Raw genomic sequence first — 18,150 nt, 5'->3', positions numbered from 1 at the left:
CATTGCAATGAGTTAAGGTTTTACGTTGATTGCTTTTAAAATTATCTTTGCAGAGCCGTCGACGTACTCAGATAGGTTGTTAACGAGCTCTAGGTTGTATTTCTCAATCATGAGTGCAAGCGAGCACACGTGCGCAGACTGTATTCTTACGTAAGACGACAATCTTTGAAGACCGATAGTGATCGCATTTATTTCTGAAGAGCGCTTCTCGTTTGCAGTATTAAGCTCACTTTTTAGTTTTTCCAATCTCTTTTCAATAAGGCCAAGTAATGCCGTTATTTCTTTTTGTACCTTGTCGGAATTTCGTTGATTAACGCCGCTTTTAATGAAGTCGCTTATTTTTCTGGCATCTTTTAAAACTATGTCCCTTACAAAAAAATCAGCGATTTCTAGATTGTGTTTTTCTAAATTCTTTAGTTCTTGAAAGTTTCGGAACTCTAAAAGCGGCTTTTCATTGTAAAGACCAGTTTCGCGATCTTTGTGAACAGGTATGAAAAATAGGTTTTTATCAAAAGGGAGAAGATAAGTAACGATATTTTTTCCATCTACAGCATTCGCCTCTTCATTCTTCTCATAATAGGTAGGATTGCCTATTGCGTTTGAGTAATACATGCCAGCCTTTAGCCTTTCTGAACCCAGCCCTTTCGCATTTAAAGTGCCCTCATTTACGGCTTTCTTATAATCCTCTATGCGGTCTAGTAGGGATACAAAAAACTCGTTTGTTTGTTGTATTGTTTCAGCATAGCTTCCGGCAAGGTATTGATAAGTGCGCGAACTTATTTGCTTGGCAGTTAAGCAACTGTCGCCAAATTCAGACCTAAAATATTTTTTAAGTTTTTCATTATTTAAAAAAATAGAGGCTTGCTTAAGGGTTTCTTTAGAAAGTTCCCTAGTTGCAGGTATGTCCAAGACCCTAGAGCTGCCTATAAGTTTACCGATGTTATCCCTTCCGTTGTGCCCAAGGATATCCCTTAAATTGTCGAGACTCAGTGCTCTTTCAAATTTTATAAAGTCAACATTTGTTCTAACTTTATCAGCGATGTTGCAAACGAATACACCTGACGTTTCACTGCCTTCAGGGGAATAACGTTCAAAAACTACTATGTTGCCATATTTCGTACCGACAATTACGCCGCGACGGTCTTTATCGTCGAGAAAGGATACCACTTGGCCTTGGCTTACCTTAGGCGCATGTTTGCCTTCGGCTGCGTGGTCAAGGTAGCCGGTACCATTTTTCCACTTTTCATCGAATTCGATTCTTCTTGCATTTTTAAATGCAGTTTCAAATGCTTCTTTTCTAGCATCTTCCTCAATACCCTTTTCCCGTTGGGGAGGGGGTGTGCCCGTCTGCGTTTGGCTGGTGGTCGGTGAGGTGCTACTTTGCGGTATTTCAACTACGGCTTTTTGAACATTGGCTATAATTTGTTCTTCTGATTTAGTATTGCTTTTTATAACTACTTTTACTTTTTCACTGGAATGTTCCGCAGCCTGTAATTTGGTTTCTACTTTGTCCTTAGTGCCAAATATAGCACTCCAAATACCTTTTATCCATTCCAATAACCTTAAAAATGCCGACTTAATTGCTTGCCAAATGGAGTCTATGAAGCTACTGATTCCCTCTAGAGAAACCAATCTATTTCCATTTGATCCAACGTAAGACTCTAAGCCAATAGTGTTCGCAGGTTTATAATCCAGTCTTTTGCAGAAGTGCTCTACAGCGATATTAATGACATCTAACTCTTGTGGTGTCACGTTGTCGATTTTAGTAATTTGCCCCTGCATTTCCATCAGAGTGTCTGCGACAGAAGATGCTTCACTCACTTGGTCTTCCAGCACATCGTACGAATTTTGCTGCTCCTGAATGCCTAAAAGCGCAGTGTCAATTTCCTGATTCAGAATGATGACTTCCTCATCCCCGATGATTTCCGAAGACTCCATCGACATCACTGCTTTCATAATTTTCATGATTTTTCCTTCGATTTAAAATGTCTTACACACATAAAAATGAACTATATCCAATTAACACAACATAGCGGCCAAGGATTTTCCTTGGCCGCTATGTTGTTGTTACTTTAAAAAATTAACCATCGTACATGCTTCCTAGTTAATTTTTTAACAGGGAAAAATGCTGATAAGTTAAACTGAAAAGAATCAAAAGATTTTTGTCAGTTGTCCGTGCTATTTTTACGATGCTTGTTCAGCAAGATATTTGATCAAGTTGTTACTAGCCTTGACATAGCTAAGAACCTTATTTGTCATTTCAAGTTGATAAACAGCCATAAGCTTTATTAAACCAATGACTCTAATAACGCTCATTTTTATAGAGTTGACCTTTTTAGCCATAGCCCTGGCATCTTCTTCGCTCTTTGATGCAGTAACCAGCTCTTCGCCTTTACTCATCAATTTTTTCAAACTCTCTTCAAGCTTTTTGACATCTTTTTCTAGCTTCCCTTCTTGAGCACTTTTGTATGCTTGGTCAGCCACCTCCGCAGTCAGTTTAGGGTGCGCCAGGCTCAATACAGCGTCTTCTTTATTAAGTTCCGGCCAAGCAACAGCCTTAAATTCATGTAACTCTATTTCGTATTTGAGTTCTTCGTCTTTAGGAAAGTAGTGGGCAATGGTCGTATCAAACGCCATTGTGTATCCTTGGGAGTCGAAGTCTTTATCCGGATTAGAAAGATTGTCAAATCCATCCAAAGCGTTGTTTCCAAAGTTCTTCATCAGGTTTCTGACGTAGCCTGAGTTTTCAGGGCGTTCTTTCTTATCGACGCCCAATTCTAAGCTGGCTGTTCGCTTGTCAATGTAGTCGGCAAATTGACCCACACCCAGGCCATTAGTGTCGCTCATCAAGGTGTCGATGCCGTTGAGATTCTTTTTAAAGCGATCCAAAATTTTATCGCTTTCATAGACGCCGTTGCCATCGGGAGTTCTGAAATATTTAACTAGCGATACGTCGGCCAAATGCCCCACTAGGGCTTCTTTTTCAGCTGCCGTCTCAACTACATCCGCAACTGCGTCCTTGTAGTCAGCTACAGTTGTTGCGGTTTTTAAAGCAACCACTGCTGTAGAGACCTTCGGTTTAGATTGAACCACGGTAATGAGAGACTTCGACTCAGTACTCACCGTCTTTGCCTTCTCTTGAACCGCCTTCTTATTCTTAAAAATGGAGTTGAATAGAGAAGAAATTGCTTCTCCAACTTTCTTGAACGCTGCTTTAATCGCTTCCCAAATAGAAGAAACAATTTCTCCCAGCCCTTCTAAAGCCACAGAGGCTCGCTTTTTGTCAGAGTAGTGCGACTCTAAAGAAGGCATGGCTTTACGGCGATAACCAATGCTGCGGCAGAGATGCTCTACTGCAATGTTGATCGTTTCTGCTTCGGCCTCGCTTAAGCCACCCTCGGTCTCTTGTGCAGTTTCGACATGCTCTGCAATTTCAGAAACAGCATCACCGACATCCTGCGCGGCTTCAACGTCTGAAGTAATGCTCTCCAACTCGTTATCTGCTTCGTGCACTTCGATAAGACTATTACCGACCTCTTGGTTAATTTCAGTATAGTCTTGGCTCTGGTTGTCTTCCATCGACATTACGGCATGCATAATTTTCATGATTTTTCCTTTGCAAAATAGCTAATTTTAAGCACACACCATAGCGCTTAAGCGCTAAGGCTTTAATCAGTTTTGGGCCTTCATCGCACGATTGATGCGATTGACCATGACAATCATCAGTTCAGAATACTTTTCACAGAAGCAATGAGTGTCTTCATTGACATAACGGCACGCGCCCGTGAGCTTCACCAAGAAGTCATGTTCACCAATTGAGATCAGCGGTAAATTGACATTCGGATAGGTATTAGCATAGCGAATCATCCAGTGGCTGCGTGCAGTGTCTAACGCCAGGTTGATGTCGACAAGAATGTTTTCATTGAATGCCGCTGCCATTTCCGCAGCAGTGGCATACGCAGAAAAGCTGTAGTGCGACTCTCCCGACTCGGCTTCCGTAGTAGGAAGCGGCAGCAGGCGAGAAATCACAATCCCGAGCGCAATGCTTGTAGCCTTTTTAGCGACTACGGCATCTGGGATTTTGGAGCGAACAAAGGTCTGCAGATCGAGGTATTTCAAATTTGTCATGTCATTTCCTTACTTGTAATACGGGTTAAACAGTAGCCAGCTTTGCTGACATATGGAACAAGTCGTTGCTGGCCAAGCTCTCTAAGTCTTTTTGCAACAACTCAAACTTGTGAGCTTTGCGATAACTCGGTCGCAGATAGTAGGCTGCTTTCTGGATGAAGTTCAATTCATCTGCATACACCTTCGCAATCTTGTCAATCGCTTCATTATCCTCAACCAGAGAGGCTTTCTCTTCTTTGCTGAGCGACTGGTCTTTGAGCCGTTCAATGTTCTGTTGTTTGATCCGAGTGAAGCGAGCCTTGTCGTTGTCGTAGATGTTGTATTTCTTGTCTTCAGAAGCGATCATCAATGCAATCAGGATCAGAGGCAAACCTGCAGTGAAGGCTGAAAACATCAAGATAGCGATAATATTGATGACAGTCTTCATGATTGTCACAAACAATGTTTCTGCGCCATTAGGCACGATGCCGTAATCGCGATACAACTTGTCCAAATAACTCACAATGTAGCGACCTGCGCCCATGCGGGAAGCGAACTGGTCAGCCAAGTATTCGCAGGAGTTCACGTCATAAAGACTCACACCCAGTTCAGAAATGGATTTCTGGATAGCGCCATCCAGCACAACACAGCACAACTCTTTTTGGCTCTTTGCGCCAATCAAAGCTTCGCGCTGACTGTTGTCCATCTCCAGGAGTTCTGAAGCCTTGATAAAGGCAATTTCTCGTTTGTCAGCAGGGAAGGTTTTATCGATCGACCGAACGATTCCTGCCAACGCTTGGTTGGTCGTCACCATGCGTGTGAGGAACTCCATGTAAGTGAACATGTGTCCGATCTCGTGCATGATCACAGCCGCCACTTCTTGGCTGGTGAAGATGCTCCTTTTTGCGAAATGACTGCGCGGGATGAACAACTTGAACTGCATCTGTTCAAAGACTCCAGTGACCTTGGCTCGTTTGAGGTCAACAGTGCCTTTGACAAACTTGGTGTTCAAAAGTTTCATCACGTCATCGACGTCCTTTTGACCTGAGTAGTTATTCATCATGCCGTCAGTGTCGATGTTGTATCGACGAGACTCTGTCCAGAAGACGTGGTTCTTATCCAGCAGTGGTGCAATGATGGACGGGCCCACAGCATCCTCAATGACGTTGATTGAAAAGTTCAATCCCATCCCTGCTTTAAAGAGCTCTGGGATGGCATTTGCCTTACGACTCTCAAAGAACGTACGATCATCCACGCGCTGCAGATCAGCATCGTCTTTCATGGCGTCGATCGCTGCAGCGAGCTTGGCAAACAAAGACCCATCTTGAAAATCAATGGACTCAGCAGCCATTGACATAATGTTAACTCGCATATGCAAAGAAATCCTTCTCTATGTCTAAAATTGATCGAAGTGTGTTATGTCATGTAAAGAGGCAGCATTGTGTCAAAACAAAGCCAGCCCCAGTCATAACCATGGATGGAGAGTCTTCCGATGAGCACCCAAAAACAAGCACCTAAAGCCATTGAATGCCGCTTCGTCAGCTACAACAAATCTGTAGAGCCTGGCGATTACAGTGACATGCACTTCATCAAAGAGCAAGTACACACTGAAGACGGGCAACTCATCCCCAATACGAGGATGGTCATCGATTACAAGCGTCCTTTCTACATCACCAAGAAAGGCAAGCAAAACCATCAAGATAAGAAAGAATGGGAAGACTTAGAGAACCTCAATCGCTTCGAGTGCACGCAAACCAACCTAACCCATTCAGTAGCTAAAGCCCTAGGTAAACCTTGGTTGAGAGGCACGCTGCGTGACTTGTGTGAGTCGCCTTACGTTTATGGCACAGATATCTTGTCCACATGCCTCATTAAGCAAAGCTACAGCCAGAAATGGGACGTGTTCACGCCCTATACGTATGCTGCATTTGACGTAGAGACCAACATGCTGTCGTCAGAGAAGGATATTCTCATGGCGACAATCAGCTTTAAGAAGCGTGTATTCACGGCAGTGCAGAAGAAGTTTGTGCAAGGCTATGTCGATGTAGAAAATCAGCTTAAGCAGTTAGCAGAGAAGTATATTGGCGATGTGATCAAACAGCGCGATATTACAATCGAGATCATGATAGTCGATACTGAAATCGACGTAGTTAAAGAAACCATACGACGTGCTCACGAATGGAAGCCCGACTTCCTCTGCGCATGGAACATGGTCTTCGACGTGGACAAAGTTGTCGCTGCCTGCAATCGCGCAGGCATTGCGCCTGAGGAAATACTCTGCGATCCTTCTGTACCGTCTAAATACCGCAGCTTCGAGTTTAAGAAGGGCAAAGCAAAGAAAGTCACCAATGCAGGTAAAGTGATGAACTATGGCCCTCACCAGCGTTGGAACACGGTCTTCTGTCCTGCGTCGTTCTATTGGGCCGATCCAATGTGCATCTACCGACAGGTGCGCAACGGAGCACCTGAAGAACCATCATACGGCCTGGATGCTTTGCTGGCAAAGAACTTAAAGAATGTGCGTAAGCTCAAGTTTGAAGCAGCAAACAAGTATGTCAAGGCCGAGTGGCACAAGTTCATGCAATCCAATTACCCGTTGGAGTACATCGTCTATAACCAATTCGACTGTATTTCCATGGAGATGTTAGATGAAGCTACGCTGGACGTGTCTACGTCATTCCCGCTTCAAGCTGGCTTTAGCGACTTCCAGAACTTCAACTCTCAACCCAGACGCTCTGCAAACGACTTGCATTTCTTTTGTTTAAAACACGAAAAGGCAATAGGTAGCACTGCGAGTGAAATGACCGATGACTTCGATGAAGAGACCGTAGGGCTTTCAGACTGGATCACGATGCTGCCTTCACATTTGGTAGCAGACAACGGCTTAAGGATTATTGAAGAAAATCCTTATATGCCTACAAATATACGCATCCATGTTGGGGATCTTGATGTCTCGGCAAGTTATCCAAATGGCGAAGCTGTTTTTAATATCAGTAAGGAAACTACCAGTAAAGAACTGATTGAAGTAGAGGGCGTGGATGAAACCGTTCGAAGGATGGCGACCATCAATTACAGCGCAGGGTATGTCAACGCCACAGAGATTGCCGTGACGTTGTACGGTCTACCATCTCTTGACCAGTGGCTGGACGCATTCCTACAAGAAGCATAAAAAAAAAAATAAAGAGCTATTACCCCTACTTCCCAGAAAAAGGGAAGTAGGGGTAATATGCTACCTTCTTAATAAAGCCTATTGCTCCAGTGCATTTTTTGCAGCTTACAGGCAGACATCGTGGTCGGTGTGACTCTCTTGGTTAGTGCGTACCCAGTTTTGATATGCGTCATGGTCGAACGAAAAATGAAAAACCCGCCCAGGCGGTTGCGTTTCGGTATCGTACTCCATTTCCAAGAACTGGTTTTTTGGAATAAATGTAGTCAGTGGTCGGTCGGAATTGAAAAGCTGCAGGGGCTCGCCGCATTGCTCAACTGCGTGATTGATTTGTTGGAGAGACGGCAAATTGATAGACATGCTATTTCCTCTAAATACCGTTACAGCAAAAAAAAATGCAGTAGCTGCCAAGAGACAGCTACTGCGCGGCTAGACTAAGGCTTTACACCTTATCCCATTGTTTATCCAGCTCCTCGCGCGATGTTTCTGCTGAATGTGGAAGCAATGCTTCCACATAGCTGATGTGATTGGCGACCACCACACTGACTGATTCGCCGCCCTGTGTGTCATTTGTCACTTCTTGCGACTTGTAATACGGGTACACAGGAACAATCCCATTGGCCAGCAGTGCAGATTCCAGGGTACTGGTCAGAAAGGCAGGACCGCCGATTGCAGCTTTCTTCACATCTTCTTTGACAGCGATATTGGCCAGCGCCACCGCAGTGCTGACGATCTGCAAGTAAGTGGGTGCGGTGTGGAAAGTGAGCAGCTCAAGCACCTTTTCTCGTGCGTGTGCTTCCACGGCACCCTGGGCTTCTTGTTCTTTGGTTACAGGGTAGCGGGTAAGGTTGATGATCTTTTCCATGTTTTTCCTTTGATTAGTTGGAGGGGTTATTTGAGAATACGGTTCTTGACGCACTGAGTCATTTTGGTCGGTGGCTTCATAGGCATGGTAATCGAAACTGAAATGTATTTCTTTGATTGATGCCGGATTAAAGTTTAGCGATGTTACATCAGCAAGTGCATCCTCGTACGTGTCTGTATTTCTTTCGACAGGCAGAGGTAATACGAAGTTCATTTGCTTAAACCGCCATTCTCTAATGTGTGAGCGGGAGCATGGACAGCGTGCCCAACTTGTGTAGTCTGCAATTCAGAAAGGCGTTTAGTCACGTCATCGTCATGCCAGCCATCGGCAGCGTATTGGTGGCCGATAATCACTGCTACTACAATGATTTCCGACATGGCTGACACTTTCTTTATCAGGCCCTCGATGTGTGTTTTACTATTCAGCCCCGTGATGCTCATCGACACTGAGTTTTTGGTGATGGGATGCACATGGTTATACACACCAGCCTTGTGCATATAAATCAAAACAGGAAGGAGTTCCGAATACAACTTTATTTTTGTTTTTGCTTCAAAAGTGAAAGTGACTTGCATGGCGAATTCCTCTTAAAAAGATGCTGTTAAAACGACCAGATGTATGTAGGGGTTGAGGTTTTGTTCAGCCACGGGCTTTCCTCGGGAAATTGAAGATCCCACGTATTCCCATTTAAGGCCTTTACAATTTGAAAAACTGTTTCCCCATACGGAGAATGCAGAGTAGCCTGAATGCAATTCATGTACCCAGGCTTGACGTAAAGCGGCTTTCCTGCTTGAGCGTTCTCGATTCGTTTCATGACTGTGGCAAAAGCCACAAGAGCATCGGAATCAGACTGGTAGGTGTAAACAGTTTTCACGTATTTCTCCAAAGGGTTTAAGAATAGATGGCTCGATTGAAATCGCGTACCAAATCGCAGTAAAGCGATGAGGTGATGAAGAATGTCGTATGGTTACCAAAATGCTTTTCAGCCAGGTACAGAATACTGACATGACAATAGTGCAACAATGCAACCAACGCGTCACCTGTGTTGCTCTTTGTTGCCCAATATGCTTCCTCAGCCTTTCTTACTTGTAAGGCAGTGGTTGTCACTGGTTCAGGGAGGTGCGTGTCCTTTCTGAGTGCGTTGGTGATGCGCGTCCTTACAATGCCTCTCCAAGCCAACGAAACGGCCTTCAGGCGCTCTTGTGACAAGGAGTAGTCTTCGTGTGCACACAAGAGCAATGCGTGGGCTTGGCGGATGTCTCTGAGCCGAAGCAACAGGTCTTTGAATGGGATACAACCAAACACCTGAGCCTCGTTCAACCATTTCAGGTTCTCAGTAGCCAGTTCAATACCACGATGCTCTGCAATTAACTTAAAAAGACTCAGCTGGATCAGCATGGTTTATCGCGCAGGGAATTACGAAACTCGATGACTTCTTCTTCAGACCAGAGGATCTTTTCGTCTTTCTCAAAGTGGCGAATGTAATCTTCCATGGTCTTAACTTGGTTGACTCCCAGTCGCGTAGTGCACGGTACCCAGGTCTTGAAGCCATAGGTGTTCTTTAAGCAGTGATCGTCTGTAAAGATCACAGCTGTGCGATAGGTATCCCAATCGCCAAACCAGACATCCGTGACAACCTGGCGTTCTTCTAAGCGCTTTTGCGCTTCTTCCAGAGTGAGTATCTTAGCCATTTGTTGCCTTTTTGTAGGGTTTGAAGATAAAGCGAATGTTCTCCAGGGTGATGGTTACGTTGTAATTCGCGAGGGAATACGGGGAAGTTCTTGCGATAAGGATGTTGTAAGTCCATTCAAAAAGACCCACAACACGCTTGTCAATTGATGCAGGCTCACCGCTGTGTGGGCTGTGGATAAACACCACGTCATTGAGTTCTTTCCAAATCCATTCCACCAGGTCTTTGAATGCCGGCGTTGCGTATTGTGCATAGGCAGAACACTCTTTGCTAAATGTCATGCGCCCGCGCCGCTCTTCAGAGTCTTCTCGCTTAAAGAGAGAAATCCCTTGAGTATTGTCAAGCTCCTTGAGCGCATTTGCAAGAATGCCACACCGTTCTTTCTCTTCGTTAGAGAGCCTGAGTTGACCATCCTTCAAATACTCATTAACCTGTCTACGCAGGTCTTTGTTGCTGGGCTTTTTGATCAACCCCAGCAAAGCCTTCTGGCTAGGTTGAAATATTTGATGTGTCGCACTGACCGCATTGCGTCGGTTGACAACAAGACCACCTGGGTTTGCATAATACTTGAGCGAGTTATGGTTGGAGTAACCCAAGAGACGCGCGATTGTCTTGAATGTAATTGCACGCTTGGTTCTCACTTCTCCATCTTCGCCAATGATTTCATACGAAGACTTCTTAACCAGCTCATTGATAGCCGTGAGGCTGACTACCTCCAATTTGGCCATAGCCAATAAGTCGGTAGCAATCCCAGCAACTTGTTCGTCGTCCAAGTGATCGGTTTCTAGGAAGCCGCTTTTGTTGTTGGTGTTGATGAAGGCCAGCTGGTGTTCCAACAACGTGCGAAGCGCAGACTTGGCAGTGAGAGCTTTAGGTGTAGGGCCCGGTGGTAGGACAATTTTGTTCATTACACAAACTCGTGGGTGTCAGCAGAAGTTGCGAAAATGATCACGCGCAATGGTTCATAGCCCAGCGCAGCGATGGTCAGTGCGTATTTGTCATCTTTGCAATAGGTATTCAGGCTAAACAGGCAGTGTTCGTTGTTTACTGCTTCTCGCAAGAAGAAATCAGCTTGCGCTTGTGTCATGTCACTTTCACGCAGCTTGCTGGCTACGTTGAGCGCTACGCGCTTGCGATCAGCAGCGATAAGGTCGTCGATAACTGAAAAAGCAGCCTGTAGGTCTTCTTTGCTAAAGCGCAAATGTGCCGTCTTCTTGGGGTCAGCATCTAGCGGCGCAAAGTGCCCACAAAGCCGCAAGGTATTGTGCAGGTTCAAAGAAGTCATAACAACGGCTACGCCGCTGACTTCATTAACAACATTATCCATGTTTTCTCCTAAGAGGATTGATTGAAGGGCCATATAAGTAATATGTGTCTTTATAAAAATACAGTCGGCATACTACCCGGAATGGAATTGCGTCCATTCCGGGTAGTGCTTATGCCGTTAATTAACGGTTAAAGAACGAATGAATGCGGACACGCCCTTCTTCAGTGACGCCGTATTGTAGCGAGCGTTGGAAGTCGACATGACGCATAGCCGATTGGCGACCTTCAACCGCAGCACCCGTCATCAACAGGTTGACAATGCGCAGGAAGGCTTGACGGTCTTCTGCATTCAAGACCACTTGATCAATGAAACGGAAGATGTGCGTGCCGCTGAAAACGGTCTTGCTGTTCTCATCGATGATTTTCAGAACAGTGGCAAACAGCAGCTTGAAGTTGGGTTGCTCACCATTGATGATGTTTTGCAGAGTGCGATACAACACCACTTGCTGGTGTGCGCCTTCAGTGGGATTAACCGCTTTGCCGGGCTTCATGGCATCGATGTATTGGTTAATCCCGTCGATGGCATTGAGTGCTGCACGATCACCCAGCTTTTTCAGTTGTTCAATCAGAGTGCTGGAATTTGCTGGTGCTGCTTCTTGTTTCGGTTGCTCTTTCGTTTTCGAGCTGTCTTTGGAGCCAACAGCGCCAGTGTTGTTGATGACTTGACCGCTGGATTCAGAGACGGCATTAGATTCGATGTTTTCAGACATGGTAAAATCCGGATATGTAAGAGTTGACAAAACGACAGAGGGCGTCAAACCATGTGTTGGAGCAATGTTAATTATGCTGCCCAGCCAGGAGAGGATGAGGTGGCTGACTGCCAGGCCAACGCCACGGTCATCAGGGTTGATGTGCTTAAACAAGTATCGGTAGCATAAGTATACCTATCTATGGAATTACTAGAGCCAGTTTGCCCCCCGCCTCCGACAAATAATCCAAATTCTGAGTTACCGGACCCAGAACACCCTGCTCTTTTCTTTGTTAACGAAGTAGTTGAGGCGATGGCGTTATTACTAAATGTATATTTTTCGGCAGAAGCCGAATTGTACGTAGATCCCCCAGCGATTATGCAAAATGCAATATTTCCCACCGCTGCACCGATATCTCGCTTCGCCAACAAATTAGCGCCCATAGAAAGCACGTTATTTGAAAATCTATAAAGTTCCGTGGTGGTACTGGAAGGGTATTGACCGGTTCCATAAGTGCCGCCGGCATTTATCCCTAAAGTATCGTTATTTGCCGAACAGTGTTGGGCGCGATGAGTGATGTAAGAGTTTGTGATCTTACTATTAGTGGAATAGGTATAACGTTCTACCGTTCCTCTAGGCCATCCATTGACGCCATCGTACTCCTCTCCCTTGAAAAAAACAGCATTTAAGTTATCACTTATCCCAGCTCCATAGGATCGACCTGTTGATAAATTAAACGACGCAATTGTTGTGTTATTATCGTACTGGTATTTTTCAGTAGAGCTAAGGTATTCTTTAGAATTTGTCCCATACCCCCCAGCGAAAATACCGACGCTAAGGTTTCCAGTAGCCATACAAACCCAACGCTTTGTCTTAAGTGAAGTACCTGTGGAAAATACGTCATCCACATAAAAGTACTTGTAAGTCTTTTTGGATTCATTCACATCCGCAAAATTCAATCCCCCAATTAAAGTATAAGGACCACTGGATTGGGTACTTTTCTTCTTTCTCAACAATAGCAATTCAAACATAGCTCAACCTTTAAATGAACTATAAGCCGCAGCCAATTTCACGTCGTATTGATTCTTGGCATAGGCTGGACCATTGTAGCGCCTGGCAACCTCTGTCCAGTCTTTGTCTTTAACGGCTGAGTGCAATTTCTTGTCTGCTTTCATAAAGTTGACAAACGCCATCAGCTGATCATCTTCCGAGCGCTTCATCGCATCCACAAAAGCGTGTACGTTGGCAAATCCGCAAGCCTCATAGTTAAAGCCCATGATCTGGAATAAGCCATAGGAAGCCGACAGGTAAGCACAGGTTTCGTCAATAGTGCGAGCGGTGTCTAGCCGTTTGACTTCTTCTGCTCCGCCCACGTAGCCACCGGCTTGCGGATTACAAACACCAGGATTGATATTGACCATAGCAGCCGCTAAACCAGCTCCACGATGTTTGGCCAACATCTGATAGAACTTGTGTCGCTCAAAAAGCACTACAGGAAAGCCATTCGGCAAAAAGCCGAATTCTTTAGCTTCAACCTGTGTTATGGCTTTAACACTGGCGATGTCCACACCCAATTCTTTGGCTGCTTTTTCGAAATCGTTTTCTTGAAGGTATCGCTTTTCGATAAATGGACCTATTGAGCTTTGTGTCTTTTCACCGTAGCAGGCACCGTCCGCATCTTCTTCATCGATGCCTTGCTGTTCCTGGTACTGTAATATGGCTGCTTGCGTTACTCTGCCCAAGTGACCATCACAGACCAAATTACGTTTGAGTTTCTCATTGAGTGCGCGTTGCAAAAGCTTGACAGGATGACCTCGGTCATTGAGTCCATAAATTTGCATAATTCTCTTTCTTTAATGTTGCCAAACAAGACATAGCATAAATGCCTGGGTGACGCCCAGGCATTTATGCTGATTACATTGACTTACAAGGTATTAGTCGTTGCGTGGGATTTATGCTGTCCAGCTGGGTAAACTGGATGCACCAGCTAAGGATTCTCTAGAGGGTGACATAGTGGTACCAGCGGACCACGACATTGACGAAAAGTTTATTTTTTCAGTGGTGTTTATGACCACATACCCGTTGCTTCCTAGTGTGATTAGTCCCATTGTGGGTGTGCTGGCAGTTACGTGTGCGCAGCGGGCGACTGCGGCTGAACTACCAACAGAAACGACATCACTCGCATAGTTATAAATGTCAACGTTCTTTACAGAAGCCTGGCCGTTCGAATAGCTTTTCGATCCTGCAACAAATAAACCAAAAGAATTATTACCAATGCAGCCAGCCCATGATCGCCCCACTGCCAGCGACGCACCCATTGTGCGCGTGTCGGTGAAATAATGGTATTTTTCTGAAGTGACTAGAAGTGTAGGGTTGTTACCTAAAGAAAATAATCCGTAATTATAATTACCTACTGCGGCAGGCGCGTCTCTGAGAGCTGATAAACTCACGCCCGGAGAAACGCTTTGATTGGAGTACGTGTATTTTTCAGTGCTGGAAAAACGCACTACTCCGTTTTGCCCTCCGCCTATGATTCCAACGCTATCATTACCCACTCCAGCAGCATAGTATCTCGGGATTGCAAGCAGCGCTGCTTGCGAGACTGTGTTTGCAGAATATGAAAATTTTTCAGAAGTATTGAGAATACCACTCGCAGCGCGCCCGCTTTGAAAATACGCATCAGTGATGCTACTGGTGGCAGTATGTCCATACCTTTCGGCGATTAATGAGGTTGCGCTTACTATGTTATCTGCATCAAAAAAGTACTTTTGCGAAGACTTTAAACCATACGGATACCCTGCGCCACCGGCTAATAGCGCGTAGTGAGGGCCACTGTACGTGGTGCCGCTCGTTCTTCTTTTCAACAACAATAATTCAAACATGTTCCAATTTCCTATAAAATCAATAATACCAAAAAGTCAGTTTGTCTGATTCTGATATTTGTAAATTTGCGACAGCGTCACATAAGCCATAGCATAAAAGCCTGGGTGATGCCCAGGCATTTATGCTGATTACACTAGTCTGTAGTTATCCTATCCATCCTGGTGTACTGCTCAATGGTGCGGCGTTAGCGCGAGGAGTTGACAAAGAACTCCCTGCGACATATGTCTCAGTTGCATAGGCACGCTTAAGTGTTTGATTAGACACAACGGTGCTGCTGTCACCACCTGCAAACAGGGCAAATTCTGTATTCCCAGCACCCGCTAAACAACTGATCGAAAACGGTAAGCTTGTAGCTTGTGTCAAAGTGTTGGTGGCATATGTGTACTTTTCCGTGACTGAATGGTCTGCAATGTTGTTAAAGCCGCCAGCCAGTATTCCGTACTCAGTATTTCCGCATGCACCAATAAAGGAGCGCGCAATGCTGAGGGACGCTGACGATGTGACCACATTACCTGCGTACACATAGCGTTCAGCGGCACTGGTCAGAATCGTGGTTTTTGCAGACTTCATGTGGCCGCCAGCAAAGTACGCCACAGTAGAGTTACCCACCGCTCCGAGTAAATACCTAGGCGTGATTAAGTTGGCTCCAGATGTCATGACGTCATTCGAATAGGTGTACCATTTCGAATACAGCCTAAAGCCGGCGTTGTTTCCTCCAGCAGCGATGAGTCCTACTTGCACCGTACCTGCGGCTGCAGGTCCTTCTAGGGGTTCAGATAGTTCTGTACCCATCGAAACTACACCTGTAGCATAGTTCAATTTGTCTGTGACCGCTTGGTGTTGTTGGTCTGACATAGTGAAACCGCCTGTAGCAATTCCACCTACCGCATTGCCGCAACTGGTCATGCAAAATCGCGCCAGCGACAACGAATTACCAGGAATCACGGTATTGCTGTCGTACAGGTACTTTTCTGATGTACTTATGTCGACACTGTCTGCCATATAACCACCGGCAAACCAAGCAAATGGGACAACACCAGCTATTTTTTTCTTACTCAAAAGAAGCATTTCAAACACGTTAAACCTCCTTACTTTACTTTTTATTAGAATCTTTTTTTGTTTATTGTTTTTAACGCATAGTCGCCCTCCCTTTTATTTTTCTTTAGAAGATGGCTTTCTTGTAATCCATCTTAGCCAATGCCAACTGTGTGCCGTGCATTTTGGACATGAAGATGCCTAAGAACGTAGAGCCGTAATCGGAAACGGCCAAAGACAAACCATCAGGGTTGATGGAAAGCCTGTCTCCTACACAGACTTTGCAATAGTCGGTTCGCTCTAACTTGCAGTACATTGGGCTGCGCATCAGCACTTTCTTGCCCAAATAGACACCTACGTCCTCTTCAGTCTTAAAATGCTTATGGCCCTCCTTAGTGACCATGCTAAAGCCAACCAGGCGCTTGGTGCTGTCGTTATCTATCAACGTCACGTTGCCTAGTCGAGTACCGCAATCATCGACTGTAACGTTCAAGTTAGACGAAGCACGAAGCAGCCACTTCACCGACACACCGCCGAGCTGCGTTTGAGAGCCACGGTTAAAGCTACCAGCGCGCAAGCTGTTGTTCATGTCAGGGAACTTGCTGATGTCCCAACCTTCATACAGCGAGTTTTCAATCAGCGTGGCGTTAACGGTGTTCTCGCTCAGTCCCGCTTCTGAGCCGTTCATTAAGTACAGTTTCTTCCTAATCACATTCCTGGATTTTTTATCAATCAGGAAGTTTTCACCTGGGTCTCCCTTAAGGTACTGTGCATCGTACTCCACTAACTTGGCATCAATCTTTGCGACAGTAGCCATTTCATGCAAGTGTTCGCGGTTCTCATCCAGTAGCTTCTTTTTATACTCCGCAATACCTGGAGGAGGCAGCATCACTTTCTTCGTAATTCCCCAGGTACACAACTGACTCAATCCCGTCAAGAAATACAACCCTTCAGTAAAACGAAGATTTTCATCAACATAAATAGTATCCGGTCTTCTGTCCTCTTCTGACTTGGGCGTGTCTTCGAAGTTTTTAAGGATCATTTTTTCAATTGCCCCTACATCGACTCTGCCTATTTGAAAGGGGAGCTTGTTGCCAAAGCTGTACACCATCACAATCCAGTTAAAGAGCACATTCCCATAGGTCGTAGTAGCTTCTTGAGCCAGGTTGGGAATGTCCGGCGGTGTTACTCTCACCTCTTCTAAGAAGCGGAACAGGGGCTTACCCGCTACGCCGTCGTCGATTTTGATCAGCTCGCCCGCATTGTCAGGATCACAGAAGCTGTAACCCAAAGGACCCGTTACGATCCGATAGGGATAGGGATTACTCTTATATGCTTCTGGGTCTTCAGAAATTAATGAGAATGCGCTGATGCTCCATGCTAACTTTTTATATACACCTGCCTTCATTGCAGCATGGAAAAACTCTTGTTTAAGCATTGTCAACTCCGATCACGAGTTTAGAAACAGCAATGTCTACCTTAGTGGCTACATTGACATCGCCTATCAATGAAGACAAGTGCTTCCTGATTTGAATCAAGGGCTGGTCATGGCCGTCTTCCGACAAGAAGGCGAGTCCTATCAGGTCTTGCGCAAGCTGTGCAACATTGAACTCTCCACCTTGGTTCAGGTTGTCATTCTGCAACAACTTCAGGTACGACTGGAATGGTAAGCCAATAGAGCCCAGGTGTGCAAAAAAGCGATCCGAGTAAATACCCGCATTGCGCAAATGCTTCTTGTAATCGATGTACTTTTTAATTTGTACCTGAACATCTTTGACTTCATCTTCAACCGATTGACGAAGGTCTTTCAGACGTTCCTTCAAACCCATGAAAAAGCCATCTTGAACTTGTGTGATTAACGACAAGGTTTTCTCTATAGCCAGTGGGGTGGTCAGCTGCAGCAGTTCAGCAACTGCTTCTTCACTGGTCTGCTCTGAGCCGATGATTGAAAGAATGTTGTCTTGGTCTTCGTAGTAGCGCAGATCAAACATCCCTTTAACCAAGATCACTATTTCAGAAGGTAATATGTCATCGATCAATTCGATGCCTTGCATCGTCAGCAAATAGCGCAGAATGCTTTGCGTGTCGATCTTTAAATGATCGACAATCTCTGTATCGGTCCGCTTGCTGTCAAAGGTCAAGATACTCTCTAAAGTATCCAGATAGTCAGGAACATCGTAAGCGTCGAAAAGCTCCACGGCACTGTCGAAAAACTCTACAGTTTCTTGATCAGAAACCGTAACCAAATAGTTCCTAAGTTCATCATAAATCACAATGGGGTCCTTTACGTGCGAGCACGAAAACATAAATAAATTAACAAAGCACTTTATTATTTGGCGTCAGAGTCACACTCGTGACACAATAAAGGTTTTGCCAGTGTCAAAACATTGGC

Annotated in this window: 20 protein-coding genes; 1 reads left to right on the top strand and 19 read right to left on the bottom strand. The window is 45.1% G+C overall.

Going from position 1 to position 18,150, the window contains the following annotated elements; all coding sequences use genetic code 11:
* Positions 1-12: 12 nt before the first annotated feature.
* The 4 genes from PHQ58_RS04445 to PHQ58_RS04430 all read right to left on the bottom strand — a co-directional run bounded on the left by PHQ58_RS04445 (position 13) and on the right by PHQ58_RS04430 (position 5,458).
* Complete coding sequence (locus PHQ58_RS04445) at positions 13-1,965, bottom strand: hypothetical protein (RefSeq protein WP_300107523.1); 1,953 nt, start codon at positions 1,963-1,965, stop codon at positions 13-15.
* 219 nt (positions 1,966-2,184) lie between these two features.
* Positions 2,185-3,606: a hypothetical protein gene (locus PHQ58_RS04440; protein ID WP_300107520.1), complete on the bottom strand. Its 1,422-nt coding sequence runs from the start codon at positions 3,604-3,606 to the stop codon at positions 2,185-2,187.
* A gap of 66 nt (positions 3,607-3,672) precedes the next feature.
* Complete coding sequence (locus PHQ58_RS04435; RefSeq protein WP_300107518.1) at positions 3,673-4,128, bottom strand: hypothetical protein; 456 nt, start codon at positions 4,126-4,128, stop codon at positions 3,673-3,675.
* A gap of 25 nt (positions 4,129-4,153) precedes the next feature.
* Positions 4,154-5,458 carry a hypothetical protein gene (locus PHQ58_RS04430; RefSeq protein WP_300107515.1) on the bottom strand — a complete coding sequence of 435 codons (1,305 nt, stop codon included), beginning with the start codon at positions 5,456-5,458 and terminating at the stop codon, positions 4,154-4,156.
* 141 nt (positions 5,459-5,599) lie between these two features.
* Between PHQ58_RS04430 and PHQ58_RS04425 the strand changes: the two genes are divergently transcribed.
* A complete protein-coding gene (locus tag PHQ58_RS04425) occupies positions 5,600-7,276 on the top strand; it encodes a hypothetical protein (protein ID WP_300107512.1) in 1,677 nt (558 codons plus the stop codon).
* 105 nt (positions 7,277-7,381) lie between these two features.
* On the opposite strand, the gene PHQ58_RS04420 is transcribed toward PHQ58_RS04425, so the two are convergent.
* The 15 genes from PHQ58_RS04420 to PHQ58_RS04350 all read right to left on the bottom strand — a co-directional run bounded on the left by PHQ58_RS04420 (position 7,382) and on the right by PHQ58_RS04350 (position 18,031).
* Positions 7,382-7,633 carry a hypothetical protein gene (locus PHQ58_RS04420; protein ID WP_300107509.1) on the bottom strand — a complete coding sequence of 84 codons (252 nt, stop codon included), beginning with the start codon at positions 7,631-7,633 and terminating at the stop codon, positions 7,382-7,384.
* Between the two features lie 82 nt (positions 7,634-7,715).
* Entirely contained in the window at positions 7,716-8,351 is a 636-nt protein-coding gene (locus PHQ58_RS04415) for a hypothetical protein (protein ID WP_300107506.1), read from the bottom strand.
* Positions 8,348-8,710 (bottom strand): hypothetical protein, encoded by a 363-nt coding sequence (locus PHQ58_RS04410; protein WP_300107502.1) that lies wholly within the window; start codon positions 8,708-8,710, stop codon positions 8,348-8,350. The genes PHQ58_RS04415 and PHQ58_RS04410 overlap by 4 nt, the downstream gene beginning before the upstream one ends.
* A gap of 26 nt (positions 8,711-8,736) precedes the next feature.
* Positions 8,737-9,009 carry a hypothetical protein gene (locus PHQ58_RS04405; protein ID WP_300107500.1) on the bottom strand — a complete coding sequence of 91 codons (273 nt, stop codon included), beginning with the start codon at positions 9,007-9,009 and terminating at the stop codon, positions 8,737-8,739.
* Positions 9,010-9,026: 17 nt separating this feature from the next.
* Entirely contained in the window at positions 9,027-9,533 is a 507-nt protein-coding gene (locus PHQ58_RS04400; RefSeq protein WP_300107497.1) for a hypothetical protein, read from the bottom strand.
* Entirely contained in the window at positions 9,527-9,826 is a 300-nt protein-coding gene (locus PHQ58_RS04395; protein WP_300107495.1) for a hypothetical protein, read from the bottom strand. Before PHQ58_RS04395 ends, PHQ58_RS04400 begins: the two co-directional genes overlap by 7 nt.
* The gene (locus PHQ58_RS04390) at positions 9,819-10,733 is read right to left on the bottom strand and encodes a hypothetical protein (protein WP_300107491.1); all 915 of its coding nucleotides are present in this window, start codon (positions 10,731-10,733) and stop codon (positions 9,819-9,821) included. Before PHQ58_RS04390 ends, PHQ58_RS04395 begins: the two co-directional genes overlap by 8 nt.
* Positions 10,733-11,152, bottom strand: a complete 420-nt coding sequence (locus PHQ58_RS04385) for a hypothetical protein (RefSeq protein ID WP_300107453.1) — start codon at positions 11,150-11,152, stop codon at positions 10,733-10,735. Before PHQ58_RS04385 ends, PHQ58_RS04390 begins: the two co-directional genes overlap by 1 nt.
* A 121-nt stretch (positions 11,153-11,273) precedes the next feature.
* Entirely contained in the window at positions 11,274-11,861 is a 588-nt protein-coding gene (locus PHQ58_RS04380; protein WP_300107451.1) for a hypothetical protein, read from the bottom strand.
* 71 nt (positions 11,862-11,932) lie between these two features.
* Positions 11,933-12,871 (bottom strand): hypothetical protein, encoded by a 939-nt coding sequence (locus PHQ58_RS04375; RefSeq protein ID WP_300107449.1) that lies wholly within the window; start codon positions 12,869-12,871, stop codon positions 11,933-11,935.
* A gap of 3 nt (positions 12,872-12,874) precedes the next feature.
* Positions 12,875-13,681 (bottom strand): N-acetylmuramidase family protein, encoded by an 807-nt coding sequence (locus PHQ58_RS04370; protein WP_300107448.1) that lies wholly within the window; start codon positions 13,679-13,681, stop codon positions 12,875-12,877.
* 111 nt (positions 13,682-13,792) lie between these two features.
* A complete protein-coding gene (locus PHQ58_RS04365; protein ID WP_300107446.1) occupies positions 13,793-14,722 on the bottom strand; it encodes a hypothetical protein in 930 nt (309 codons plus the stop codon).
* 145 nt (positions 14,723-14,867) lie between these two features.
* Positions 14,868-15,800 carry a hypothetical protein gene (locus tag PHQ58_RS04360; protein ID WP_300107443.1) on the bottom strand — a complete coding sequence of 311 codons (933 nt, stop codon included), beginning with the start codon at positions 15,798-15,800 and terminating at the stop codon, positions 14,868-14,870.
* An 85-nt stretch (positions 15,801-15,885) separates the two neighbouring features.
* The gene (locus tag PHQ58_RS04355; protein WP_300107440.1) at positions 15,886-17,196 is read right to left on the bottom strand and encodes a hypothetical protein; all 1,311 of its coding nucleotides are present in this window, start codon (positions 17,194-17,196) and stop codon (positions 15,886-15,888) included.
* On the bottom strand, positions 17,189-18,031 hold the full coding sequence (locus tag PHQ58_RS04350; protein WP_300107437.1) for a hypothetical protein: 843 nt from the start codon (positions 18,029-18,031) through the stop codon (positions 17,189-17,191). Before PHQ58_RS04350 ends, PHQ58_RS04355 begins: the two co-directional genes overlap by 8 nt.
* Positions 18,032-18,150 lie beyond the last annotated feature (119 nt).

This window comes from Rhodoferax sp. (assembly GCF_028688795.1).
Lineage (GTDB): Bacteria > Pseudomonadota > Gammaproteobacteria > Burkholderiales > Burkholderiaceae_C > Rhodoferax.
This window is presented reverse-complemented; position numbering and strand designations above follow the sequence as displayed.